We start from the raw sequence: 23,004 nt of genomic DNA on the forward strand, positions 1-23,004 counted from the left end.
TTTACTTACCGCCAGCTTGGATTGCACTTGATGCTGCAGATGCAGCGGCTTCTACTGCCTTGACTGGTCCTTGCTTACCAGGTTCCTTGCGCAGGCCCAGTGGATCGTCAGCACTTGCAGCCTCGTACCAGTCCTTGAGGACCAGCCTTCCTGAGTCGAACTTGAACTCAGCCACGTACGCCTTCAGCTCAGCCGGATTGGGCTCTCCGCTGATCCGCGTTGTGAGGTTCCCACGCATCGCGACACGCAGCTTGTCCGTGTCAGGGAACGCTGAGAGAACCTCGAATTCGGTAGACGCAGCGTACTGACGCAAACGGCGTTCAGCAGCCTTTGACTTGCTGCGCACTTGCTCAGCAAACGACCCGTCAGTCCAATTGAGCAGGATGTCTGTGTTGGCGCCAATGGTTCGCTCATTGACGTCCAGGTTCAGGTGGGCCATCCACTTCCCCAGCTCAATCAGCTTCGCTTCGCTGACCTTGCTACCCTGAATCCATTTGCTGCGGTCACCCCAAGGGGTCTCTTGAATGATCTTTGTCCGATCACTGTTCCGCATGATGTTGATCTGCTGAAAGATCGCCAAAACGATCAGTCCGCCAATGATGAGCCTGCTCCATTTCTTGTCTTTTTGCAGGTTGCCAAGCTCGTTTTTGTGGATGCTGTCGTCCATGATCACCCGATCATTTCTCTGTAAACCGAAGGCGGTGTAGCCTTGAACTTCCCCGCCCAAATGCTGTTGGGTAGGTTCCAGTGGAACCAGTGCTTCATGTAACCCGCTGGATTCGCCTCGCGTGTCTTGTGCCAATGGAAGCCGATGAACGACACCACGGCAAAAGTGGGTACGTACGAACGCATGGCAAAGCCACCCAGGGCGAGCATGCCCAACACAGCAGCGATGTCCGCATCAAGAAACAACACCTTCCAGGGTGTTTTGATGCGGTGCACGATGTGCATGTCTGGATCGGGCACGCTCATTCCCTTGCTCCCTTGCTTAGATCAGAGCGCCAGACAGGGTGACGGCGGCACCCAGACCAGCAGCCAGGAACACGATGAAGCCGATGAACTTCATCACGGCACCCATGGCCTGAGCAGCCAGCATGGCCAGGCCAGCGGCAACGAAGCCGATCAGGACCAGCAGTTGCTTACCGTAGCCGTTGGTGATGTCGTTCAGCAGGTCAAACGCGGGCTTCAAGGCCGTGCCAGTGGTACCGGCTGCGTGGCCCAGCGACATCAGTGCTGCGAGGACCAGCATCACCACGAAAGTGATGGTTGCGGCCTTCTTGAACGAAGCCAGGTTCAGGTTGAAGGAAGGGCGGAAAGATGCGATGGCATTCATGCTTGTGACTCCAGAGAATGGTTTGACAAATGGTTGAGTTTTTCCAGATCCAACTGCATCCGGCTTCGCGCTGCGCTCTCCATCGCTGCATGTAATTCCGGCCGTTCCTTCACGACGGCAATCACGCCCTCGATCAGGTAGCGGTAATCCATGCGAGGCGATGCGCCCGCTTGCACTTGCTTGATCCAATCGATCAAGTCATCGCTCACCAGCACGCTTTTCACGCCCGGTATGCGCTTCCTTGGTGGAATCTGGTGGTATTCCCGCACTTCTTCACTTCCGCTCTTCAATTCGTTGGTTCCCATGTGACCCTCGGTTAGTTGTCCTTGCTTGGATCGATGTCGCTCGTTCCATAGATTTCGACCTCAGCCCGTCGATTCAAGGATCGCCCGGACTTGGACTTGTTCTCCGCGATGTAGCAGCACAAGCCTTTGCTCTGGACCGCGACCCTGTTCTTCTCAACCGACACAAGCACATCACGCATCTGCAGCATGACGGCGAGGGCACGTTGATTTGCCAGGCGGTCGTTGGCGTCACCAGGGCCTGTGGCATCAGTACGCCCCACCACTCGCACACGTGTGGCGTTAGCCATCAGCGGCCCCAGTTGCGCCAGCTTGGCCTTCTCTTGTGCACTGAGAACCGCGCTGTTCCACGCAAAATGGACGATGGCCCTGCCGATCACCTTTTCCTGCGGCGCCAGCGTCGGCGATGTAGGTGATGACGCTGGCTCAGACGGCACTGCTGGCTTCACATCAACCGCCTGCTGGACCACCGGGGTCTCTTGTCCCTTTACCTCAGGCCATCCAATCGTTTTTGCTGTCCGCTGCGGGCAGTACGACACTGTGCAGTCAACAAACTTTGGCCCCACATCAGTGGGTACCTGTTGAACCGACTCCCTCACCTGCGTCTGTCCATGCTGCGGAAGCTTGTCTCCCGTAGCGCAGGCTGAGAGCATGCCGGTGATGGCCAGTGACACACCGACCCTTGTCATTGGCATCCTCATGAACGTCCCCGTTCCTTTTGCTTGTCCTGGGTGCTTTTTTCAGTCGCTTCGACCATTTGCATCTTCTTGAATACTCGCCACACGTATGTCTGCCTTGCTTTTGCACACGCGGCTCCCTTCAGTTGGGTGCATGCTGCGTTGTAGGCTCCAACGGCCTCCCACGTGTTTCCATACTTCTTGAACTCATGCGCCAGGATCCAAGCACCGACATCGATGCTCATACACGCATCGTTCAGCTTGTCTGACTTGATCCCGTATTCCTTCTCAAGCAAGGGGAACCAGCTGCTGTTGATCTGCATGAGCCCAGCATCGACGGTCTTTGTCCGCTTGATGTGCGTCAGGTTTTTTGCTGTCTGGACCCCTGACGACTCGGCCAAGGCGATACCCTTCAGCAATAGCGGGCTCAGCTGGTATTTGTGCCCTGCGGCGACAAAGCAGGAGTGGTACGCGGGCATCACCAACTCAGCACGCGCTGGCGAGCACATCACCACCATCAGCATGGTGATCAGTGCAATGCAGCCGTGAATCTGAGTCCGCTTTTCCACGTTCTTACGCCCTTGGTTCTTTGTGCTGAGAAAGGCCAGGGGATCTCTCCCCTGGCTAAACAGCAAGTCGTGACTCTTGGGGAAGCCACGGAGCTAGTGTGTAAAAACAACCCTTTTCTCTCAACGTCAAAAGTCGATTTTTGATAGGCGGGTGGTTGAGACTTTTTGCACACTCCATCAGGTAGGCCCAATAGGCACCGTGCTTGCGCTCAGTAATGGGGTAACGGACTGACTGAAAGGGCCGGCCAGACCGCTGCGCTTTAGACCGCTTGCGGTCTGGCCAAAAGGCCTCAATGGGTAACGGACATGAATACACTAAGGGGGCAACCCCTCAGCTAAGGGGTAAAGGGGTGGCGAAGATGGCCACCCGTCCCATGCGTTAGGACTGTTGCAGCGGAAAGCTGCAGCAAAGAAAAAGGCTTTCCGGGTCGTGAATTTGGCGTCGTAACGCTACGCTTGACTTGGAGCCGTCAATACGCCCACCGGCGCACCGTCAACCTTAAATACGAGAGTCATTGCATGGACAGCTCTACAAATACAAAAGAAGAATCGACCCTGGCCCAGCTGTTGACCACTATTGGACTGCCTCAATGGCATGACCTTATTCTTGACTGGACCGGCAGATTTGATGGCTGGCGCGCTTGCTATGAAGCTTCGCCCACGATGCAACCCGATTTCACCCCCTTGTCCATGGCGATTGCGGCTTTGTTGGAAATGGCCGGGGCCACTTACACCTCTGACGTTGCCCTGGCAGAAGTCCTGGCGAACCTCGACTTCACTTACTGGCGTGCCTGCAGGGCAGACAACCCCCGCGAGATCTGGTATCCCCTGCAAGAGACTTTCCGTGAATTCGCTACCAGGGGCCCAGTCAGCGTTTGGGCCGACACCGAGACAGCGATCCCTCCTGGGGTGATTAAGTACTGGCTCCTGGGTCGCCAAGCCTTCAAAGACTGGCGCAGCGAAGGCACACCTCAGCCTGCAACAGGCTCCCCCCCCACCATTCAGTGAACCACTATGTCCGGCACTGTCCTACTGGTACTCAAGGCCCTCGCGGGCCTTTCCGCTTTTGGCCTCGGTGCTTTTGGAGTTCATAAGCTCCAAACCAAGAGCAGCTTCGGCTCTTCAGTCCAAAGCAGAGCGGCATCACGCGAAGTCATTGTCAAGGATCGACCGCGCTCTCAACTTCCCATACGGAAATACCGGCAAATTGTTGAGGACACCGACACACAGGTGCTCATAGATTCAATTGAACGGCGAGCTGCACTATCGAAAGACGTATTTGATACTGACTGCAAACCAGTATTAAAAGCATTTGCAGAATATGTCCAGTTTCTGCCCGCGTCGGAAGCCCACCACCATTCACAACCAGGTGGCTTGTGGATCCATGCCCTAGAAGTGGTTGATGCCGCTTTGGCATTCCGGGCGGGCATGGAGCTGCCCCGAGGTAGGGGTACCGAGGACAGAAAGCGGCTGGCTCACCGCTGGACCGTTGGCGTCTTCCTGGCAGCGCTGCTCCACGACTTGGGCAAGCCGATGGCGGATATGCGCGTGAGCCTCTTTGGCGACCTGGTCCACGACGCTCACCGCTGGGCCGCTCTCGCTGGGCCAATGACGTCTGCAGGGGCCTTCACCCACTACAGCGTCGACTTTGTTGACGGGTCTGAGAAGGACTATCAGCTGCACCAGAAGCTCCCGGCAATCCTCATGCAGCGATTCGTTCCCGAAACGGTGCTGCGCTGGCTTGCGGACGACGCAGAGCTGCTCAATGAGCTGCTGCAGTACCTGTCAGGGGATAACAAGGAAGGCATCCTTGCAGAGATCGTCAAGCGAGCTGATAGCGAGTCAGTGCGCCGCAACCTTCTTTCCGGCCCGCGCACCAGATTTGCGTCGGCCAGGGCCCGACCACTCATCGAGCGATTGATGGAAGCTCTACGCCGCATACTCGAAGAAGGCAGTGCACTGCCCCTGAATCGGGCTGGTGCGGCGGGCTGGGTATGTGACGATGCCCTGTGGATCGTCTGCGGTCGGCTTGCCGATGAGCTACGCACATACCTTGCCGCGAATGAGAGCCTCAACGGCATTCCCGGAAAAGACAAGAACGACAGAATTTTCGACTGCTTCCAGGAGTACGGAGGAGCTGAGACAAACCCCAGCACACAGGGGGCTGTGTGGAGGGTGCTTGTGGAATGTGAGGACTGGAAGTCGCCAGGCGTGCTCACTGTGCTCAAGTTCCCCCTGGGGCTGCTATTCGCTGATCATGCCAAGCCACGTCCCATGAACGGCAAGATCACAGTTGTCGCGCAGAAGGATAAAGCTGAGGCGGCAAAGCCCGCAGCAAGTCCACCTGCAGCTCCACCAGCTGCGGCTCAAACCATCACCAAATCGGATGCCCGCAAGGAACCTGTCCTAGCCCCTGAACCTGCTGCACGTACTGTTCCAGCGGCCACAGGCAAGGCAGTCATAGCGCCTGTTTCAGCCGACACAGCCTCACCACCTACGCCACCCGCGAAGGCATCGAACACTGGTCCAGCATCATCCCCTCCCCCCCTTCAGGATGCGCCGCCCCCTTGGATTGGCGAGACCTTAGATGCCGTTCCACCCCTTGGTGACCACCATCTCAGCGCACCTGAGGTTGCATCCCGCTCAGTTCCCGTGACGGCACCTGCAGCAGCAATCCAGCTGCCAGCAGAGCCTGTGACAGCAGATGATTCGACAACTGCTACGGCCAGTGATGACAGCGCTGAACCAGAGGACTCACTTGATGTGGCGGAAGCCGCTCCAGCCAGTCTCACTGCCTTGCTGGCAGAGAGTGAACCGAAGCGATCAGAAGCGTCCACAGACCTGATAGCCCCCGTCAAGCCGATGGATCAACCTCGCACAGAGGCAAAGCCCCGCAAGGACGGCACACCTGCAGCGAAGGCCTTTATGCGATGGGTTCAGCTGGGCGTGAACTCCGGGGAGCTGAAGTACAACGAAACGCAGGCGCTTGTCCACTTTGTGCCTGAGGGGTGCTTGCTGCTCTCCCCTGAGATATTCAAGCGCTTCGTTCGAGAGCACCAAGAGGTTGACGAGGGTGACGTTGCGGCCCTCATCAAGCAGTACGGTGATCGAGCCTATACCCGACTGCAAAACGAGTTCGCCAAGTCACCATGGACTGTGCGCAACGGTGATGAGAACCTGCATTACTACGCGTTCACCAAGCATGCTGGCGGCATCTCGCCCACGTCAAGCTTCTACCTGCTTGGCAAGCCTGATCTCTTCTGGCGCCCTGTACCAGAACCAAATCATCGAATCGTGAAGACAGAGCGTCCTCCACGGAAGCTCAAGCCCAAAGAGCACATCCAAACACAGTGAGGTTGATCATGGCTTCGCCAATCATCGACAACGTCTATCGCCCGCCTTATGAGTACCTCCCAGCAGTCGCAGCATTTGCGGCTGCAGGGGCGATCACAATCGCACCGCATATCTTTCTGCTGACGCCGAAATGGGCTTTGCTCGGTACGGCAACATTGGGTTGCCTGGGTGCGATACGACTCAAGCAAGCCCGTCGCATCTCCCTCTTTAGGCGAAACGTCAAGCGGTTGCCATCGCTGGCCATGACGCCTGAGCAGATCCCGGTTTCAGATCATGCGGTCTACCTCGGGAAGGGCTTCAATTGGTCCACGAAGCATGCTCAGCGCTTGTACCTTGCATCTCTTCCAGAGAACGAGCATCTGCACGACTCATCATGGCTTTACAAGAAGGCACGAGCCATCGAGCGTGGCACACCTGCAGGTCAAGATACGTGGCTCACGAAGCTCACAAAGACCGATGCCTGGTGGAACCCTGTCGCGCCTCTTCCTCCGGTTGGTGGCGCTCCGATATTGCATGGGGTCGAGGTCGAAGAAGAGGATGTCTTCACTGCCCTTGCTGAGCTGAACAACCATACGATTGTTTATGGGACCACCCGCGTGGGCAAGACGCGCTTGGCGCAGATCTTGATCACACAAGACATTCGACGTGGCGATGTGGTGATCGTCATGGACCCGAAAGGCGATGTTGACTTGCTGTTGGGCATGTACGCGGACGCCGTTGCAGCGGGAAGAGAAAAAGACTTCTTTGTGTTCCATCTGGGCTTCCCAGAGATCTCTGCTCGATACAACCCCATCGGTGCATTCGAGCAAATAACTGAAGTTGCCAGCCGCACAACGAACCCACTTCCTGACGAGGGCCAATCCTCGGCCTTCAAGGCGTTCGCTTGGCGCTACGTGAACGTGATTGCACGGGCCATGGCCGCTATTGGTGAGAAGCCCGACTTTGCAAAGATCTACCGCTATGGCGTGAACATTGACGACCTGGCCAGGAATTACCTTGAGCAGTATCTGGACAGTAAGGAGCCAGGGTGGCGCGATCGCTTTGATCCGACGCCCACCAAGGACATGAAGGATCTCTTGGCCAAGGCTGCAAAGAATGGCCGCGACACCCAGGTTGTGATGCTGACGCAGTACTTCCGGGAGAAGGGGCACACAGACCAGGTAGCCGACGCCTTGATCAGTGTGTTGTCCAATGACCGAACGTACTTCGAAAAGCTGGTCAGCTCTCTGTATCCACTCATGGAGAAGCTCACCAGCGGCAAGCTTGCTGAGCTGATCTCTCCCAACTACTTCGATACCTCTGACCCCCGCCCCATCATCGACTGGATGTCGATCATCAACAGAGGCGGCATCGTGTACATGGGACTGGATGCGCTCAGCATCCCCGATGTGGCACAGACAGTAGCTGCCGCAGGCCTGGCGGATTTGACCAGCGTTGCAGGCAGCATCTACAAGCACACCTCCTCTTATGGCATGTCTCGCGGAGGTCGGCGTAGACGCATTCGACTGCACGCAGACGAACTCAATGAACTGATTGGCCCCGAGTTCGTCCAGCTCGCCAACAAGGCCGGTGGCGCTGATGTCAACATCACTGGCTACACACAAACTGGCCAGGACATCGAGGCCAAAGTCGGCAATGCAGCAAAAGCCGGTCAGATCGGCGGCAACCTCAACACCCTCATCATGCTTCGGGTGAAGAACAAGGAGACCGCAGAGATTCTGACCAACCAGCTACCTGAGGTAGATGTGTTGTCAGTCACACCCGGTAGCCGCGTATCAGACACGAACGACCCCACGGAGTTCGCTGACTTCGCATCGGCTTCTGAGGACAGGATCTCCCGTGAGAAGGTTCCCCTTGTGGATCCAGCAATGCTGACCAAGCTACCCAAAGGACAAGCGTTTGCGCTGATTGAAGGTGGCCAACTCAAGAAGATTCGCATCCCGTTGCCTTTGCCTACTGAGAGCAAGTCAGCTCCATCGAATTGGAACCAAATGCTGTCTTACATGCGGGCAAATTATTCCAAGTACTTGGAGTCGCTTGGGGAGGCAGCGGAGCTGACCGTGGAGGGCAAGGGAATTGGCTACTAAAGCTCAAGGTGTCTTTGACGGCACCATCATTCAGGCGTTCTTGTGGCCATTCCGAACACTGCTGCGGACGACGATCATCGTCACGGTACTGCTCCTGTGGACCATCGTCACACAGTGTTGGTTTGCTTACCGCCACAGCTCGCATGATCCGGTCTCACACCTCAAGGCGGTCATGGGCAGTGACCTCGACTACGCAGCTGATCTGACACCCATCGCCTTTTCACCAGTTAACCTGGCTTCGGGCATCGGAGGGGTCATCCAAGAGTACGGCGTAGACACCATCGTGGCCAGCGCACGTGCACTGATGAACACACCAACGATCCTGGGTCATAAAGGTGGCGCAGATCGCGACTTGGGTAAGCAGTACGTCGACAAGAGACTGATGCCTGAGCACGGTGACAAGTTCAAGCAATGGATACTGGCTTCCTACATCTTCGGCGCGAGGATCGCGATCTTTCTGTCGATGTTTCCTTTGCTGGCCCTGCTGTACGTGGTGAGTGTTGTTGACGGCCTGAGTAGGCGCGCTATCAGACGCGCCAATGCTGAGCGCGAGTCAGCAAGCATTTACCACCGAGCCAAGATGTCCCAAGTGTGGCTACTTGCCGTAGGCCTTACTGCTTATCTCGCAATACCCTATTCTTTGAGCCCTGCATTCGTATTAGCTCCACTTGCTGTAATACTTGCGTATCTAGCAAGGATGCAAATTGCATCATATAAAAAATATTTGTGATTCAGGGGGATTTCTTATTACTGCACCAGCGCTTGCCGTTTTGGCATGAATGCACCAGAGCTTCGCAACCATTGACTGCCCCAGCCATCGCAGCGCAACAGAGCGCGGCATCGGTGGCCTGACGCGGTGGGAGCGACGGCGCAAGGCTTGCACCGCAAGCCTTGTGACGGAGCGGGTTGAATGCTCGATAGCGTCTTACACGCTTTCAGGGTGGCTCAGCAGCGTGTTGCCAACTTTCATCACAGCATCCCCCTAGAGGGCGGACTGTGTGTGATTTTGCAACTCTCGGCGCGAATGTTTGACAAGTGCGAAATTTTCACAGTACATTAGAACCGTGAGCTTCGGTAGTGAGTGATGCATTACCGTTTATCGGCGTGATTGCTGATGGTCGTCTGTAACCTGACGAGCCATTTTCGTACGCTGATAAATCTAGAGGTGCGCCTATTCGGCCCCCTTTAGTCCCTGCCCTAGCTCCGTCCAGAAACGTTTTGAGCTTTGGAGGCGGGAGCGATGACACACAAGATTGCGGCCATTTCGACTAAAGGCGGCGTCGGAAAAACCACTACTTTGGCCAACCTCGGCGGCGTGTTTGCCGACATGGGTGCCCGCGTATTGTTGGTGGACGCTGACCCTCAGCCCTCTCTGTCCAAGTACTACGAGTTGGAGTACGAGGCCCCCGAAGGCCTGACCGAGGTCATCACCAGCGGATCGGTTGGTCCGACAGCGATTTCAAAGACCAAGTTCAGCAATCTGGACCTGATCAAGTCCAACGATGGTGAAGCTGAGTTGCAGCATTGGCTCCACAAACAGCCTGATCGCCGCTCACGCCTGGCTCTTGCACTGTCTTCGCCGGTTGTGACCAACAACTACGACATCGTGCTGATCGACACGCAGGGCGCAATCGGTCCATTGCAAACATGTGCTGCCTTCGCAGCCGACACCCTGGTCTCTCCACTGCCGCCCGACACGGCCAGCATCCGTGAATTCCGCACCGGAATGCTCCAGGTGCTGCACAGGCTGGAGAAGTCGGAAACTGAGCCCACTACTGCGCTGGCACCTATCCGAGCGCTGATCTGCAAGTTTGACTATTCGCGTGATGCCAAGGCCATCCTGCAGGAGCTGCAGGGTGAGTTCACGATCAACGACAAGGTCACCTTTGTCCAGACCTTGATCCCTGATGCGGTCGCCTACAAGGAAGCGTTCTCTTTGCGCGTTCCTGCCCACAAGCACAACACGACTGGCGGGAAGCGGATGCCATCTGCCTATGAAGTGATGCACCGCGTGGCTTGGGATCTGATTCCGGCTCTCTATGGCGTCTTCGCTGGTGGCCTGAGCGGTAATCCAGACGATGTTTTCGGTGGTGCCCCCACTGAAACGATGTTTGCTGCTGGAGTACGCGCATGAATGCCCCCGCCAACACGAGCGGACGCCGGACGGTCAACCTGACCGCTCTGGGTGAAGGTGGCTCCCCTGTGAGCCTTTCTGATCGTTTGGCGCGAGCGCGCCACGACAGCTACACGGCTGAAAATCCAGCCCCTTCAGCCCTGAATCTGAAGGGAGCAGGCTCGGTAAGTGCGGCCATCCTAAAGCTGGATGTGACGCAGGTTCAATTGTTCGACAAGAACCCACGTCGCTTTCACAACGAGAACTACGAAGACATTGCCGCCTCCATGGAGGCGCAAGGTCAGACGCAGCCCTTGCCAGTGACGCAACGCGAGCCCAACGGGCCGTACATCATTTCTGCGGGTGGTAACACCCGCCTGGAATGGATGAAGCGCCGCTTCGAGCAAACGAAGGATCCGGAACACCGCTACGCCTACTTCTACTACACCCCCTACCGGGACGAAGCTCAGCTGATCGCTCAGCACCTCACTGAGAACCTGTCTCGGGGTGAGATGAAGTTTTGGGAGTGTGCCGTTGGCGTTGTGGACCTGATCAAGCTTCTCAAAGAGCAAGAAGGCCAGAATCTCACGCTTCGCGACTTGGAAGAGAAGCTCCGTACAAAGGGGCTTCGCCTTGGCCGGACCATGCTCTCCCGCTATACGTTCGCGGTAGATCGCCTCCACTCTTTGGGTCCAGCACTGGAAGCTCTTACTGGCCTCAGCGTCAGCGAGACCTTCATGCCCAGGCTCAATCTGGCAGCGAAGCTGGCGTCGAAATTCGGCGTAGATGAAGAGACGAGCTGGGCAACACTCTTTACCCCCGCGCTGGAACGTGCTGGCCAGGCCTACCTCACAGCCTCCGAGAAAGTTCTCCCCGCGAGCGAAATTTGCGACTCCTGCGAAGTTGCCCTGGCCGACAAGATCGGGCATTCAGTCCACGAAGTTCGGACGATGCTTGGCGTACTTCGCAAGGGGGATCAAACGCTCCTGGACCTGAAGGCGGCTATTGCCTCAGCCTCACACGGCTCATCCTTCGTACAAGCGGATGGGCGCCAAGAAGACGGCGCTGAAAGATCAGAAGCCCCTGCGCAGGCAAGCAAACCTCAACGCCCCAGCGAGGTTCAGGCTCATCAACCTGCCCGACCACAGGCGCCAACAACCACGGTCACGCATTCTGTCCACACTGTGGACAAAACCCCCGGCGCTTTGCCGCATGACGAAATTCAAGCGGTGTCCCAGGCCACGGCATCTACTGCCGCCAACCTTCAGGAGCGGTTTAAGCAGGAGCTTACCGTACTTTGTGACCTGGCTGGTATCGCCGACCTTCTTGTCTGGCGCGATCAGTTGCCACTTGGTTTTTTCATCGACTACCCAACGCCGGGAGACTCGCGCCACGCGATCTCGACGGTTTCATCAAACGACCAGGTAGGGCTGATCGCCCGAACGAGCAAATCAGTGGTCTTCTGGTCGCTCATGCGCCTTAGTGGCCAGAGCGATCCAGAAAACGCTGGCGCCCTGGATCCAACCTCGAACTTCTATCGCGCCATGGCCGATGAGAACTTCGACAACCAGTGGATGGAAGGCCTCGATATGGGGACCACCCTCCGTGATGACGATGTGCTTGTGTTGGCCACCAAACCGGAGTACCCGGCGATTGGCTGGCTGATGAAAGTGATCTACACCATCCGTGAACTCAATACCAAGAATTGAGCACGGAATGATTCGGACCTCAGTAATTTAGGGAGTAAGGAATGAATTCTTCAGGCGGTTTGACCATCAGTGATCCGACAGCGAAGGCCATGGTGCTTCAGCACCTGGTGAGCCTGTCTGAAGCGATTGACGACCCGGACCAACTTCGCGAACTGCACAACTCGGGGCTCACGCCCGAGGTGATCGACCGACTCAGGCAACTGAGTGCGGCTGAGATGGCGCAGCTCAGCAAGATGAAGTCTCGCGATGTCGTGCTCACGCTCAATCCTGATGGATTGCTGTTCAATCTTCGCCAGCTCGAAGCCACGCGGGAAGAGCGAGCGAAGTTTCAGTATTTCATCCGCCACGGCGCCTCCCCTTCCATGATCATGCGGCTGTTTCGCGGGACGTCACACGTTCACGTTCGCCAGCAGCGCGCAGTCATGGGGATCACATCGACTTGGGGACGCCCCCCTGTGCCCAAGTCTGAGCGTGAGCGCAGAGACATTGAAGAAGCATGGGTTGCCCTTTCGAAGGACATGCCCAAAAGCAATACGCACTGGGAGCGTGAACGCTTCCTGATGCTGCACAAGCGTTATGGCCACTACAGCTTGGCAAGCCTGGATGCAGTGATCATGACATTCCGCACCCAAACGGGACACGCAGAATGAGCTACTTTCTTGCGTACATGGAGCGCAATCCTGAGTTCGCACTCAGGCTCTACGACCGCCCCATATCCTTTCAACGCCTCTACGTTTCCATCACCGGCAAGATCACAGCAGCCCTCATGTTGTCTGCAGCCATGCAGTGGGCAGAGGATGGCGATACTGATGGCGACGGCTGGTTTTCTAAGACTGGCGAGGATTGGTCTCGGGAAACGGGCATGTCCAAGGACGAGCAAGCAACGGCCAAAGCCCGCCTGCTCGATCTTGGCATTTTCGAAGAGCGTAGATTTCGCGTCGATAACGGCATGCGCCTGGTGATCCAGTACAGGATCAACTTCGATGTGATTGACCGCTTGGCCATCGAAGATGACATGCGCCATCGCGCCTTGGCGGCTGCGCACTAAATAAGGTCGGCACTGGCCATGCAACCGACCTTCCCACGCACACCGGACGGCAGCACCCCCGGTGTGCGTAATCACGCGTTCCTGAACAGCAGATCAATTGCGGTTCACAGGAACGTCATCCGCATTGCGGGCAACGTCGCCGCAGGCCTGTTCCTGTCCCAGCTTATCTACTGGACACGCCACGGCGTAGAGGTGACGGCCCGCCAAGGATGGGTGCGCAAAACCGCTGACCAGTGGCTTCTCGAAACCGGCATGAGCTGGAAAGTGCAGAAACGCGCCCGAGAGAACCTTGTAACGCAAGGTTTGATCGAAGAGCGTCGCGTAGGCTTGCCTGCCCAAACTGAGTACCGCGTCAATGTGAATGAGCTGGCCGCACGTTCGGCCCAGCTCATTCACATTCACCTGGACGAGTGCGTCACATTGGATTTGTTCCGAACTGACGCCCACATCATCAAGCAGCTTCTTGGCCGAGCCACGGCGTATCACCGTCGCTTGGCCGAACTGCTGCCCCATATCAACGACGCGCTCTTCCTGAGCCGCCTGATCCAAGACTCAGGCCACAGCGAGCGCTGGGTATGCCGCTCCAGATCCGACTGGATGAGCGAACTACTGATGTCTAGGCAGGAATGGGAGACCTCGCGCAGACACCTGCGGCAAGCTGGTCTCCTGATCGAGCGTGGGTGCAACTACCCCCGTAGAGTGGACTTTTTGGTCCCTGCCAAGCCCCTCATGATGGCCCTCGCACAGCTCCAGGCAAGAAAGGGAGAATCTGCAAAGGCTGCTCAGCCCATTAGGCTGGATCGGGAGAATCTGAGAGTCGGGAATCCCGAACTCGTTGAAAACACTGCATTAGGAGAGATTGGGCGAAACTCAGAGGAAGACTTCCCGCAGTCAGTTTCGCCCATTTCCTCCCAACCCAATCCCGCCTTTAAGGCTGGCCCGATCCAGCCAACAAGATTCGCCCAATCCCGCCTTTACCTTAAGGACAAGGGATTACAAGAAGGATTACAACCACCACTACAGCGCGCAGAAGACCCTGTGGTGGTGGTGGTAGACGAACCCACACTGGCCCCAAAAGACGTCCAGCCTTTGACGATGGAGGCTGCATCCTGGCCGAACTGGATCGATGGTTTTGAACGGGTCATCATCTGGACGTACTTGGCTGATCTGCCTGCTGAAACCGCCCAGTCCATCCTTGACGAAATGGCTTGGATCCGCCAGCGGCGCGGTGTGAACACAGCGCCAGGCCTGGCACGTAAGCTCGCCTTGCTTGCCAAGGCTGGGGACTTCATCCCTGAGGGGGCACACAAGGTCAAGGCTGCACGCGATGCGGCCATGGGGACTACAGCTGTCGCGGTAGCTGCTCCAGCTCAGCCGCAGGTAGAGCCTAAGGGTGTCCCAGTCCCTTCAACCGTAGCGTCTCGGTTTGCCGCTTTGAGGCAGACCCTAGCCGCGAAGAACGCTCTCGGAGGGACCAAATGACACGCCAAGGTTTTGTCCACGGTGTGGACAAGCGACTCGCTTTGAGCGCTCTCGCAGCGCTCGACACCGGCTGGCATGGACGTTTGTCCACAGTGTGGACAGAACCCACGGAGAGATTTTCATTAACTGTTCGGGCTCAGTTGCAGTGCTCGAATGGCATGTCTTTGTCCACACTGTGGACAAAGATTCACCCAATAACACCTAAGGCTCAGAGTTTTATGGGCCTACAGCAAGTCCCGCAATGGGGTCATTTCGCCACGTGCTGACACAGGAGGATTGCCATGAATGATCAGACGACGGAAGTAAAACCTGCCACCTCACCATTTCCAGATGGATATGACATTGAGGGGGCGAGGGAAAGACTCGCAGACCTTTTGGTTCGCGATGACATCGATGTCACAGACCCTCGGTATCCCGAGCTTGAAGAATTGGAAAAACGGGAAGCCCAATTGCGCAGCATGCGTTTGAAGCATGAAATGCGAATGGAAGCTGACCCCGTGGTTCAGGATTGGGAAGCCCGCAGTATGCGGGATATGGGTAAGCTTGAAGACGAAGAATCGGACAAGTTCGATATTCACACGCTTGAAGCGGCAAGATTGTTTGTCGGTAAAGCTGTGGCCCCTGGTGAAAATGGTCGCGGCATGGCTGGCGGTAAAAAGGTTGCCGCTTCACTTCGCACGGTCATGAAACTCAGCGGGGATAATAATCCTTATGCTGATTATTGCCTTATTCGTGCCACAGATAGAATGACCGAAATGAAGGAAAAGATTTCGGCAAGTGTTAATGAAATGATGAAAGAAATTGACGCATTAAAACGTCATGGAATGCGTCTTTCTGTGCTGAAAAACAATACTCCGCTTACTGTGGACCTTGAATTTAAGAGCCCGTACGGGTATAGTGTCATTATGTTGATCGGTGAATTTGATTACTTTGTGCGAGTAATCAAAACACTGATTCGAAAAGATTTGATGACTGACGCTGAAGGTCGCGCAAAGCTCCATGAAATGCGCCACGGTTGCAGGTCTATTTTCGAGGAAGTGGTTTATTACGCCCGGTGGCTGAATCGAGACGTAATGCAGCCGCTCTCACGAAGTGATTTTCTTCCTGGTGCAGACGCGGAAGCGAAAAAGCGAGTGGAAGCTGCCACAAAGCTTTTCGGAACGCTGCCACGGGCTATTTTCACTGGGGCTCAGGCTCCGCGCCACAGCCGTCGTCGCGAGCCGATTACTGCTGAGGAAATGCGTGTGTTGAATGAAGTGCCGCTGGAAGACTTGAGTGTCGATATCAAGGCATTGATCTGATCCAGGGGGATCTGGAAAGGGACTGGGATGGGAAAGGATCTTGAGGATATGCTGACGCTGGATCTTTTTGGAGCCTGTCCACAGGGTGGACAGGTACCTGGGCCAGCAGCGTGTAACAGCCAGCAGGTCACTGAAGATGATGCTTGTCCACACCGTGGACAAGCATCGAAGCAGAGATCTGCACCATTGATCATCTCTTCCCAGATGAAAACTACAGCAACTGCTATGACTGATACGTCTACAGCTTGTCAAACAATTGCTTGCTGGAAAGGGCCTTTAAAGGGTAAGGGGTCTGACCTGCGGCAGTGGTTGAAATTGGCTGAGGCGCGCTTGGCCGACGTGCATCGCCAGATGAACGAGCTGCGCGATGAGACGAAAGCCGTCGAGAAGCGCCGTGTCAGCTTGGACGTGTATTTCCTGCGCCATCGTCTACAGCAGTCGCTTCGGTGGCGCCTGGCTGGTGGGAAGCACGCAACATGGGAGCTGGTCAAACCTCTGCTCCAGACGATGAATGCGTCGGAGGCTCAGGCTTACTTTGAGTGGAACTCCCGCGCTGAGATCTTGAATGCACTTGAGCAGGTGGCCCGGTATGAGGTGAGGAACGTGCAACGACTCATGGAGGAGCAAACAGCGCCATGACGTGAAGGTGTGCCGCAGTCAAGTTGTCCACACTGTGGACAAGCACTTGAAGGCAGCGAACCAGCATCAACAAGAGGGTTAGGCGATAGACCTTGAATCCCCGGTAAGAATTGATAATGACTTCGCACAATTAGCGGAGCGAAACTCACAGCAAGTTTTCTGTTTGGGAATCCCGCCAATCTCGATTGGCACATTCAACACAGAAACGGAGTTTCAAGATGGCTTCTCTCAACATGGTCCAATTGATCGGCAATTTGGGCCGCGAACCTGAAGTTCGCTATGCACCGGACGGCACGCCGTTCGCCACAATCAGCCTGGCAACCACCGAACGTTGGAAGGACAAGGAAACACAGGAACCCAAGGAAGCCACGGAGTGGCATCGGGTTGTTTTCTCGGATCGGCTGGCGGAAATCGTGAAGGAGTATCTCAAGGAGGGATCGCTCATTTACGTGGAAGGCAAGCTACGTACACGTAAGTGGCAAGACAAAGAAGGCAAGGATCAGTACACCACTGAGGTCAAAGTTTCGCGTATGCAGATGCTTGGCAATACGCGCAAGACAGTGGCCCCAGCTGACTCTGGTCAGCTGGAATCCGAAGCGGCAGAATCGACTCCTGCCTAATTTGAATCGACACTTAGGCCCCGATTTTGGGGCCTAAGTATTTGGAGCGTGCCATGTCGGTTCAAGCATATTCGGGCGATGAGTTTGAACCCATTGCCCCAGCAAAAAAACAGTTTGTTATTCGAGCTGCTTCAGACGGCTTCCGTGTGGGTCTTTCTGCTGCTTTCTTTCCTGACGCAGCAGAAGTAATGAAGGAACTTGGGTTTTCATGGTTCCCGCTTAGGCGCATGTGGGTAATACCCGCTACCAAGATGAAGGCGGCAATTTCACTGCTGCCTAAGTACGCCTCAAAGTATCGAGAGTGGGACTTCTCTGATATGCGAGATAAGGCGCTCACGGCCTGGAATAGTCCAGCTGACGATTTCTTTGTTTCTCTTTTTGACACCCAGTTAATGCCTTTGGATTCGGGTGGATTTGCTTGCACTGCGGTGTTTGATTCCCTGTACGTGCAAGTCATGCGTGATTTGAATGGGGTCTTTCACAAGTACGCTGGTGCATGGGAGGTTAAGGCTCCAATTCAGCTCATTAAGAGGAAATTGCTGGATCAGGTCGGCATCGGCGAGCAATATCTGTTTGTGCATGAAAGCAGCGTAAACCTGGAGCAGCTGGTTTCGGCTCCAAAGGCAGGGGTGCCCATATCGGTGGCAGGCGCTGCCCCAGAGTTTGTCCACGGTGTGGACAAGACAAGCGAGGGCATGGGGTCTGGCTTCATCACAACCTTTGGCACGCCGCTGGAGCGTTGGCCGGTGAACGAGGATCTGCTGCAGAAGACCGCGGCTAACTGCTCACTGCGAGACTACCAAGTTGTTGGTGTGCGCCATTTGATCGGCCATTCGAGCGCACTGCTTGCTGATGACATGGGTTTGGGCAAGACCAGGCAGGCGGTTGTCGCTGCACACCTGGCTTCTGGGGAAGATCACATCTTGGTGGTCTGTCCTGCAAGTTTGTGCATCAACTGGGAGCGTGAGATTCATGCCTTGTTTCCAGATGACAAGGTGGCGTTCATCGGGCAGCACTCGATGCAAAAGTGCAAAGAGGCTCGCTGGATCGTCGCGAACTACGAGCGTCTTGGGGGGCTTGTCCGAGACCCAAGCATCCGCATTGGTGTGATGCTGATTGATGAGTGCCATTACCTGAAGGAGCACGAAGCGGGCCGCACAAGGAACGCGTTCATCTTGGCCGACCGAGTGCCACGTCGGTTCTTGTTGACTGGAACTCCAGTCCTGAACCGCGAGGTCGAGATTCACACTCTCCTGCGCTTATCCGGTCATCCAATTGGCCGGATGCCTCTGCAGGAGTTCAAGAAGACCTACGCAGGGGATGCGGCCAAACGGGCTGAGCTGGCGGATAGGTTGAAAGAGTGGATGCTTCGCCGTGGCAAGGACGCCCTGAAGGACTTGGGAGTCAAACACCACCAGGTGCGGATCATTGAGCCAGCTGAGGGGATGGGCGCGTATGAGGCCATCGTCAAAGACATGACGATGCAGGCCATGCCGAAGATCACCAAGCTGCGGCAATGCCTGGAGATGATGAAGTTGGATTTCATCATCGAGTCAATCCAGTGCCTACCGGAAGGCGAGAAGGCCATTGTCTTCTGCGAATACATGGAAACGGTGGGGCACCTGATGCAGGCCCTCAAAGAGTCGGGTATTGGTGCAGTCAGTTTGGTTGGCGCGGATTCAACGACGAAGCGGATGAAGGCGGTGGACGCCCTGCAGCAGGACAAAGGCACCAGGGTCTTTGTAGGTACCACCATGGCGGCGGGTGTAGGGATCACGCTCACTGCGGCGAACTACGTGTTCTTCGCGAGTCTCCCTTGGACGAATGCGCTCAAGCGGCAGGCGGAAGATCGTGCATATCGCAGTGGCAACACCAGGGATGTTTTCGTCATCATTCCGGTTGTGGCGAAAACCATTGACGAGCAAGTGAATGCACTTCTCTCGGCAAAGGAGGTCATTGAGAAGGATCTGGTCGAGTCTGTGCGCAGGGCAATCGCGGCGTAGTATCATGGGTGCACCAGTGCACCACTTAACCAGTGCACCACTTATACGGGGAAGATTGAAATGAGCAACGTGCTGTCGATTGGGTCGCGGGCATCAGTGAAATGCGGGCCAGGGCAACCGGCTTTCCACAAAGAACTGGGCTGGTGTGTAGTCGTATCAGCCAATGGGCTGATGCGGCAGATTGATGTTGTTGTGGACCGAAAGGTCAGCGATACCCCAGATGCCAGTCTCTGTGGCGGTGTCGGGCAGGATGAAGTCATGAGCGAGGAGATCGTCTACATCGAGACCTTCGATGTAGACGTTCGCGATCTGGAGGAGGCCATGCCCGTGGAGCCGTGCAATGCGAAGCCCTTGTTGTTCACTGGAAAAGTGTTCGACTCGAAAAGAACTTTTAGCGCTTGATCGGAAGGCCGGAACAGGCGCACACTGAATGCGAATTCTGTTGACCGTCAGCTACGGTCGGTGTGCTGCACCTTACGCAGCGCCCTGAAACACGAGAACGGCTCCCGAAAGTCTCGTGGACCTCAGCCACCAAAGCTGAGGCCTGGAGTGCGATCTGTCTGTAACCCCATGGGGAAGTTCACCTTCCCGCTGGGGGTCGGTGCTTCCCCTTTTTCTTTTTCATAGGAGAAGCACCATGTCCGCAAATCAATCGCAATCTGAAGTTCAGTACTTTGACCTGATCACCACTGGTGTCGGTTACCTCAACCGCTACCGTAGTGTCAAACCTGATCGTGGCCCAGCCTACAAGTGCTGCACGATCAACGCTCTGGTCGGCCCTTCCAATGAAGTCGAGTATCGCGAATACGATGTTCGTCTCGTTGGTTGGCAAGCGCTCGAAGCTTTGGAAATCCTCGCTCCCCACGTGGAGGCCAAGAAGAAAGTCATCGTGACTTTCCGTATTGGTGATGCCAAGCCCGACTCTTACACCTTCACCAAGCAAGATCGCAAAGCAGGCACTTCTGAACAAGTCGCCCGTCTTTGCAACAAGGGTCGACTGCTGCAGATCATGTCTGCCAAGGTCGATGGTCAAGTGATTGAACTGCCCCAGGTCGAACAACCTGAACAAGCAGCTCGCACCGGCACCGACAACTAAACCCGCGACATTCGTCGCCTCTAAACCCAAGACGCCTCACGGCCTCTTGGGTTTTTTCATTTCAACCTGGCGCAAGCCTTTCTACATAGACCCAAGGAGTTCACATGTCCACAACTACCATCACCGTCGAAGCCCCCGTTTGCACCCCATACGGCAAGGCCAAGATCCTCATTGGCCGCTATCAACAAGGCGGATCCATCGCTATCCAGCTGATCACGCTCAAAGACGAGATCCTGGATGAGCCGCTGGCCACGTTCTCTACCAACATTGCTGGAGCGCGTACCGGCATCGATGAGTTCTGCGTCAAGAGTTGGAGCGAAAACGAGCCGCTGGTCGAACCAATGTTCGACACAGGCCTGTTTGAGCGTACTGGCCGGTCAAGTCGAAATGGGATGGTCTCCGCAGAGGTCTGGCGCATCAAGTCGCCGTCTCTTGTGCCGCCACCCGTGATTGACGAGACCATGACCTTGGCGAAGCTCGCGATGAGTCGCCTTCACATCGTTCCACTGGAAAAGCTGCCAGATGTCCTCAAGGGGTTGTCTGCACAGCATCGCATGTGGCTCAACGACACCCTTTTGAACGACGACGAATCGACTGATGAGGAGCTGAAGGATCACCTCACGAAGTCGTGCGGAATGCCGGAAGACGTGGTTACTGCTGCGCTGACATTCCGTGACCAAGCCTTGGCTGATCCTTTGTTCCATCTGTTCGATCCCACTGCGCTTTGATAGGAGTCCTTATGAGTTCGCAAGCAACAACCACTGAACCGGCCTTCATGACGGTTCCGTTCTTTTGCAGACTCACGTTTGAGGGTGTTCGGCGTTTTGCCGCTGAGCACCCAGGGCGAGCAATCTCGGTGCAGGCTGGGGGGGTGGAGTACGGCTTCTGTATGGACTTCACACCAGAAGACATTCAGCAGCTGGACGAAGCTACCTTTGACGACATGGTGAACGTAGCGATGGATGCTGCGTTCGCTTGAATCAACCAAGAGTGGGCAAAGAAGCGGGGAAAATCCCCCCGCTTCTTTGTTGCACATGGTGCGAAGTTGACGCAAACTCAACAAGCGAAAAGTGTATCCAGCCCTTAGAATTAGGGGGAGTTCTTTCGCTAAGAGCTATCTGTCCATGGCTTTTAACGAAAGAAGGTTCGTTCCCTTGTTGGTGTGCTCAAGGCTAAATAAGCACACATCGGTTTGCATGTTCCTCAAAAACATGTGCCTTATGACATCGTCCGGCTCCTGCAACGGCGATGGGGTCTTTGACTCTGGAGTGCGATCTAGCAAATGGCGGCGCTCGAACTCCCTGACGGTTCGCTACGAATCACCGAAGCTCACACCTCGTGCATTCACTCTGGCACTGTCACAGTACCTAGCGCTTGCCCTGCAGTAGTCTGAACCACTACTGTCTGGTTATTTCCTGGCAAAGCGACGCTCCGGTGTCGCTTTGTTCATTTCCCCTTATCCAAGTCCGCCCAATGGGATCCTCGTCCCAATGGGGTGAGGTGTCTCTGCGGGTTCTATCCCAGCCGCAAAGGAAACCTCATGATTCGAGTACCTGGAACCCTCATCGTCAACCGCCGCACTGGTCGCAATGGAGCTTTCTCCGTAGGCGACTTGATCACGGCCATTGGCGAGTTCAAAGTCAAAGACACTGCCCTGGATCAGTACGAGCCAGGGGAGTACAAGGGCGACTTCATCATCAAATGGATTGAGCCCCACACGAACACTTGGCGAGGCCGAGTGTTCGTGGAAAACAGAGCCAGCCTGGCTGACATCATCATCACTGACGCGGTCGAAGACAGCGTCACCGCTGAGCAGAAGGCAGCTGATAAAACGCCTCCCGAGCGTGATCCGCTTGAGGAAGCGTCCACATCATCTGCGCATGCGCCAGCAACACCAACAAAGCCTGAGTCTTCTGAAACGCCGGTTTCAAAGCCTGTCCACCAGGTTGAGACTGCAAGCCGTCCAGCAAACGCAGGAGAGATCCCAGGTCTGTCGCCCGAGCAACGCGCACTGCTGGGCGATGAACTCTCGGATCTGTTTGACAAGCGCGAGCGGATCAAGCTCGATCCCACTGTGGATCGTGAAGTGTTCCGTAAGCAGCGAGACTTGCTGAGAAGCTCTGGCTATCGATTTGACTCAAAAGGTCAGGATTGGTACTTGGCATCTTGATGTGATGCCCATGGTGCAGTGATGCACTAACAAGCCCGCCGCGTGTGGGCTTATCCAAGCTGGGAGGTTTTGGATAAGCCCACGTTGAAGTGCTTGCGCTTCACCGGCTAACTAGCCATCATTGGTGACCACGGCCTCAGCCGAGGTGCCCTATAGCGCAGTGCGCGATTCAGAGTGTGTATGTTGTGTCCGATGTCTGCCTTGAGGGACACGCCGTTAGAGTCTTGGGATGGATTCGAAGGTTTGCAGATACGCTCATATCCTGAGCCTGGCCATGCCGGGTTCTTCAAGCGTCGCGGGTCGGCGTTTGAAGAAGTCGGTTATCTGTTGACCGTCAGTTACGGTCGGTGTGCTGCACCTTACGCAGCGCCCTGAAACACGAGAACGGCTCCCGAAAGTCTCGTGGACCTCAGCCACCAAAGCTGAGGCCTGGAGTGCGATCTTGCAATTTTGCAACCCCCTGGGGAAGTTACTTTCCCCGTGAGGGCTAAGTGCTTCCCT

The 23,004-nt window shown here is 55.8% G+C and carries 24 protein-coding genes; 18 read left to right on the plus strand and 6 right to left on the minus strand.

Annotated elements, in window-relative coordinates; all coding sequences use genetic code 11:
• Position 1 precedes the first annotated feature (1 nt).
• Genes JY96_RS21450 through JY96_RS21475 form a run of 6 tightly spaced genes read right to left on the minus strand, consistent with a single transcriptional unit; the run spans position 2 to position 2,947 of the window.
• Positions 2 to 667: a TraE/TraK family type IV conjugative transfer system protein gene (locus JY96_RS21450; RefSeq protein WP_035044197.1), complete on the minus strand. Its 666-nt coding sequence runs from the start codon at positions 665 to 667 to the stop codon at positions 2 to 4.
• A 2-nt stretch (positions 668 to 669) separates the two neighbouring features.
• Entirely contained in the window at positions 670 to 972 is a 303-nt protein-coding gene (gene traL, locus JY96_RS21455) for a type IV conjugative transfer system protein TraL (protein WP_035044198.1), read from the minus strand.
• A 16-nt stretch (positions 973 to 988) separates the two neighbouring features.
• A complete protein-coding gene (locus JY96_RS21460; RefSeq protein WP_035044200.1) occupies positions 989 to 1,333 on the minus strand; it encodes a hypothetical protein in 345 nt (114 codons plus the stop codon).
• Positions 1,330 to 1,638: a hypothetical protein gene (locus JY96_RS21465; RefSeq protein ID WP_152606691.1), complete on the minus strand. Its 309-nt coding sequence runs from the start codon at positions 1,636 to 1,638 to the stop codon at positions 1,330 to 1,332. The genes JY96_RS21460 and JY96_RS21465 overlap by 4 nt, the downstream gene beginning before the upstream one ends.
• Positions 1,639 to 1,649: 11 nt before the next feature.
• Positions 1,650 to 2,309: an OmpA family protein gene (locus JY96_RS22680; protein ID WP_161784391.1), complete on the minus strand. Its 660-nt coding sequence runs from the start codon at positions 2,307 to 2,309 to the stop codon at positions 1,650 to 1,652.
• A 23-nt stretch (positions 2,310 to 2,332) separates the two neighbouring features.
• Positions 2,333 to 2,947 carry a lytic transglycosylase domain-containing protein gene (locus JY96_RS21475; protein WP_052163019.1) on the minus strand — a complete coding sequence of 205 codons (615 nt, stop codon included), beginning with the start codon at positions 2,945 to 2,947 and terminating at the stop codon, positions 2,333 to 2,335.
• Between the two features lie 453 nt (positions 2,948 to 3,400).
• On the opposite strand from JY96_RS21475, the gene JY96_RS21480 reads away from it, so the two are divergent.
• The 18 genes from JY96_RS21480 (at position 3,401) to JY96_RS21565 (ending at position 22,503) form a co-directional block, all read left to right on the plus strand.
• Positions 3,401 to 3,889 carry a hypothetical protein gene (locus tag JY96_RS21480; RefSeq protein WP_152606692.1) on the plus strand — a complete coding sequence of 163 codons (489 nt, stop codon included), beginning with the start codon at positions 3,401 to 3,403 and terminating at the stop codon, positions 3,887 to 3,889.
• A gap of 6 nt (positions 3,890 to 3,895) precedes the next feature.
• Positions 3,896 to 6,235 carry a MobH family relaxase gene (gene mobH / locus JY96_RS21485; RefSeq protein ID WP_081961686.1) on the plus strand — a complete coding sequence of 780 codons (2,340 nt, stop codon included), beginning with the start codon at positions 3,896 to 3,898 and terminating at the stop codon, positions 6,233 to 6,235.
• Positions 6,236 to 6,243: 8 nt separating this feature from the next.
• Positions 6,244 to 8,322 (plus strand): type IV conjugative transfer system coupling protein TraD, encoded by a 2,079-nt coding sequence (gene traD, locus JY96_RS21490; protein ID WP_035044209.1) that lies wholly within the window; start codon positions 6,244 to 6,246, stop codon positions 8,320 to 8,322.
• Positions 8,312 to 9,052 (plus strand): DUF4400 domain-containing protein, encoded by a 741-nt coding sequence (locus JY96_RS22685; protein ID WP_052163020.1) that lies wholly within the window; start codon positions 8,312 to 8,314, stop codon positions 9,050 to 9,052. The genes traD and JY96_RS22685 overlap by 11 nt, the downstream gene beginning before the upstream one ends.
• Positions 9,053 to 9,562: 510 nt before the next feature.
• Positions 9,563 to 10,456: a ParA family protein gene (locus JY96_RS21500; RefSeq protein WP_035044211.1), complete on the plus strand. Its 894-nt coding sequence runs from the start codon at positions 9,563 to 9,565 to the stop codon at positions 10,454 to 10,456.
• Complete coding sequence (locus tag JY96_RS21505; protein WP_035044213.1) at positions 10,453 to 12,144, plus strand: hypothetical protein; 1,692 nt, start codon at positions 10,453 to 10,455, stop codon at positions 12,142 to 12,144. Before JY96_RS21500 ends, JY96_RS21505 begins: the two co-directional genes overlap by 4 nt.
• A 41-nt stretch (positions 12,145 to 12,185) precedes the next feature.
• Positions 12,186 to 12,794 (plus strand): STY4526/YPO1902 family pathogenicity island replication protein, encoded by a 609-nt coding sequence (locus JY96_RS21510; RefSeq protein ID WP_081961687.1) that lies wholly within the window; start codon positions 12,186 to 12,188, stop codon positions 12,792 to 12,794.
• The gene (locus tag JY96_RS21515; RefSeq protein WP_035044217.1) at positions 12,791 to 13,192 is read left to right on the plus strand and encodes a hypothetical protein; all 402 of its coding nucleotides are present in this window, start codon (positions 12,791 to 12,793) and stop codon (positions 13,190 to 13,192) included. The genes JY96_RS21510 and JY96_RS21515 overlap by 4 nt, the downstream gene beginning before the upstream one ends.
• Positions 13,193 to 13,210: 18 nt before the next feature.
• A complete protein-coding gene (locus JY96_RS22690; protein WP_052163022.1) occupies positions 13,211 to 14,674 on the plus strand; it encodes a hypothetical protein in 1,464 nt (487 codons plus the stop codon).
• A gap of 281 nt (positions 14,675 to 14,955) precedes the next feature.
• Positions 14,956 to 15,975, plus strand: a complete 1,020-nt coding sequence (locus JY96_RS21525; RefSeq protein ID WP_035044219.1) for a PFL_4669 family integrating conjugative element protein — start codon at positions 14,956 to 14,958, stop codon at positions 15,973 to 15,975.
• Positions 15,976 to 16,023: 48 nt separating this feature from the next.
• The gene (locus JY96_RS23430; protein ID WP_152606693.1) at positions 16,024 to 16,614 is read left to right on the plus strand and encodes a hypothetical protein; all 591 of its coding nucleotides are present in this window, start codon (positions 16,024 to 16,026) and stop codon (positions 16,612 to 16,614) included.
• Between the two features lie 218 nt (positions 16,615 to 16,832).
• On the plus strand, positions 16,833 to 17,234 hold the full coding sequence (gene ssb, locus JY96_RS21535) for a single-stranded DNA-binding protein (protein WP_052163024.1): 402 nt from the start codon (positions 16,833 to 16,835) through the stop codon (positions 17,232 to 17,234).
• Between the two features lie 53 nt (positions 17,235 to 17,287).
• The gene (locus tag JY96_RS21540; RefSeq protein ID WP_152606694.1) at positions 17,288 to 19,237 is read left to right on the plus strand and encodes a DEAD/DEAH box helicase; all 1,950 of its coding nucleotides are present in this window, start codon (positions 17,288 to 17,290) and stop codon (positions 19,235 to 19,237) included.
• A gap of 60 nt (positions 19,238 to 19,297) precedes the next feature.
• The gene (locus JY96_RS21545) at positions 19,298 to 19,639 is read left to right on the plus strand and encodes a hypothetical protein (RefSeq protein ID WP_152606695.1); all 342 of its coding nucleotides are present in this window, start codon (positions 19,298 to 19,300) and stop codon (positions 19,637 to 19,639) included.
• A 235-nt stretch (positions 19,640 to 19,874) separates the two neighbouring features.
• Complete coding sequence (locus JY96_RS21550; protein ID WP_035044225.1) at positions 19,875 to 20,333, plus strand: DUF3577 domain-containing protein; 459 nt, start codon at positions 19,875 to 19,877, stop codon at positions 20,331 to 20,333.
• A gap of 104 nt (positions 20,334 to 20,437) precedes the next feature.
• The gene (locus JY96_RS21555) at positions 20,438 to 21,061 is read left to right on the plus strand and encodes a hypothetical protein (protein ID WP_035044234.1); all 624 of its coding nucleotides are present in this window, start codon (positions 20,438 to 20,440) and stop codon (positions 21,059 to 21,061) included.
• An 11-nt stretch (positions 21,062 to 21,072) separates the two neighbouring features.
• A complete protein-coding gene (locus tag JY96_RS21560; RefSeq protein WP_035044236.1) occupies positions 21,073 to 21,312 on the plus strand; it encodes a hypothetical protein in 240 nt (79 codons plus the stop codon).
• A gap of 561 nt (positions 21,313 to 21,873) precedes the next feature.
• Positions 21,874 to 22,503: a DUF3275 family protein gene (locus JY96_RS21565; protein WP_035044240.1), complete on the plus strand. Its 630-nt coding sequence runs from the start codon at positions 21,874 to 21,876 to the stop codon at positions 22,501 to 22,503.
• Positions 22,504 to 23,004 lie beyond the last annotated feature (501 nt).

Origin of the sequence: Aquabacterium sp. NJ1 (assembly GCF_000768065.1) — a bacterium.
Classification (GTDB): Bacteria; Pseudomonadota; Gammaproteobacteria; order Burkholderiales; family Burkholderiaceae_C; genus Aquabacterium.

Bases quoted from the DNA above. Each gene is read 5' to 3' on its own strand.
- traL (WP_035044198.1), bottom strand. From the start codon at position 972: ATGAGCGTGCCCGATCCAGACATGCACATCGTGCACCGCATCAAAACA.
- traD (WP_035044209.1), top strand. From the start codon at position 6,244: ATGGCTTCGCCAATCATCGACAACGTCTATCGCCCGCCTTATGAGTAC.
- JY96_RS23430 (WP_152606693.1), top strand. From the start codon at position 16,024: ATGCTGACGCTGGATCTTTTTGGAGCCTGTCCACAGGGTGGACAGGTA.
- JY96_RS21555 (WP_035044234.1), top strand. From the start codon at position 20,438: ATGTCCACAACTACCATCACCGTCGAAGCCCCCGTTTGCACCCCATAC.
- JY96_RS21565 (WP_035044240.1), top strand. From the start codon at position 21,874: ATGATTCGAGTACCTGGAACCCTCATCGTCAACCGCCGCACTGGTCGC.
- JY96_RS21545 (WP_152606695.1), top strand. From the start codon at position 19,298: ATGAGCAACGTGCTGTCGATTGGGTCGCGGGCATCAGTGAAATGCGGG.
- JY96_RS21505 (WP_035044213.1), top strand. From the start codon at position 10,453: ATGAATGCCCCCGCCAACACGAGCGGACGCCGGACGGTCAACCTGACC.
- JY96_RS21560 (WP_035044236.1), top strand. From the start codon at position 21,073: ATGAGTTCGCAAGCAACAACCACTGAACCGGCCTTCATGACGGTTCCG.
- JY96_RS21550 (WP_035044225.1), top strand. From the start codon at position 19,875: ATGTCCGCAAATCAATCGCAATCTGAAGTTCAGTACTTTGACCTGATC.
- JY96_RS22690 (WP_052163022.1), top strand. From the start codon at position 13,211: ATGCAACCGACCTTCCCACGCACACCGGACGGCAGCACCCCCGGTGTG.
- mobH (WP_081961686.1), top strand. From the start codon at position 3,896: ATGTCCGGCACTGTCCTACTGGTACTCAAGGCCCTCGCGGGCCTTTCC.
- JY96_RS21465 (WP_152606691.1), bottom strand. From the start codon at position 1,638: ATGGGAACCAACGAATTGAAGAGCGGAAGTGAAGAAGTGCGGGAATAC.
- JY96_RS21515 (WP_035044217.1), top strand. From the start codon at position 12,791: ATGAGCTACTTTCTTGCGTACATGGAGCGCAATCCTGAGTTCGCACTC.
- JY96_RS21525 (WP_035044219.1), top strand. From the start codon at position 14,956: ATGAATGATCAGACGACGGAAGTAAAACCTGCCACCTCACCATTTCCA.
- JY96_RS21510 (WP_081961687.1), top strand. From the start codon at position 12,186: ATGAATTCTTCAGGCGGTTTGACCATCAGTGATCCGACAGCGAAGGCC.
- JY96_RS21450 (WP_035044197.1), bottom strand. From the start codon at position 667: ATGGACGACAGCATCCACAAAAACGAGCTTGGCAACCTGCAAAAAGAC.
- JY96_RS21480 (WP_152606692.1), top strand. From the start codon at position 3,401: ATGGACAGCTCTACAAATACAAAAGAAGAATCGACCCTGGCCCAGCTG.
- JY96_RS21500 (WP_035044211.1), top strand. From the start codon at position 9,563: ATGACACACAAGATTGCGGCCATTTCGACTAAAGGCGGCGTCGGAAAA.
- ssb (WP_052163024.1), top strand. From the start codon at position 16,833: ATGGCTTCTCTCAACATGGTCCAATTGATCGGCAATTTGGGCCGCGAA.
- JY96_RS21540 (WP_152606694.1), top strand. From the start codon at position 17,288: ATGTCGGTTCAAGCATATTCGGGCGATGAGTTTGAACCCATTGCCCCA.
- JY96_RS21460 (WP_035044200.1), bottom strand. From the start codon at position 1,333: ATGAATGCCATCGCATCTTTCCGCCCTTCCTTCAACCTGAACCTGGCT.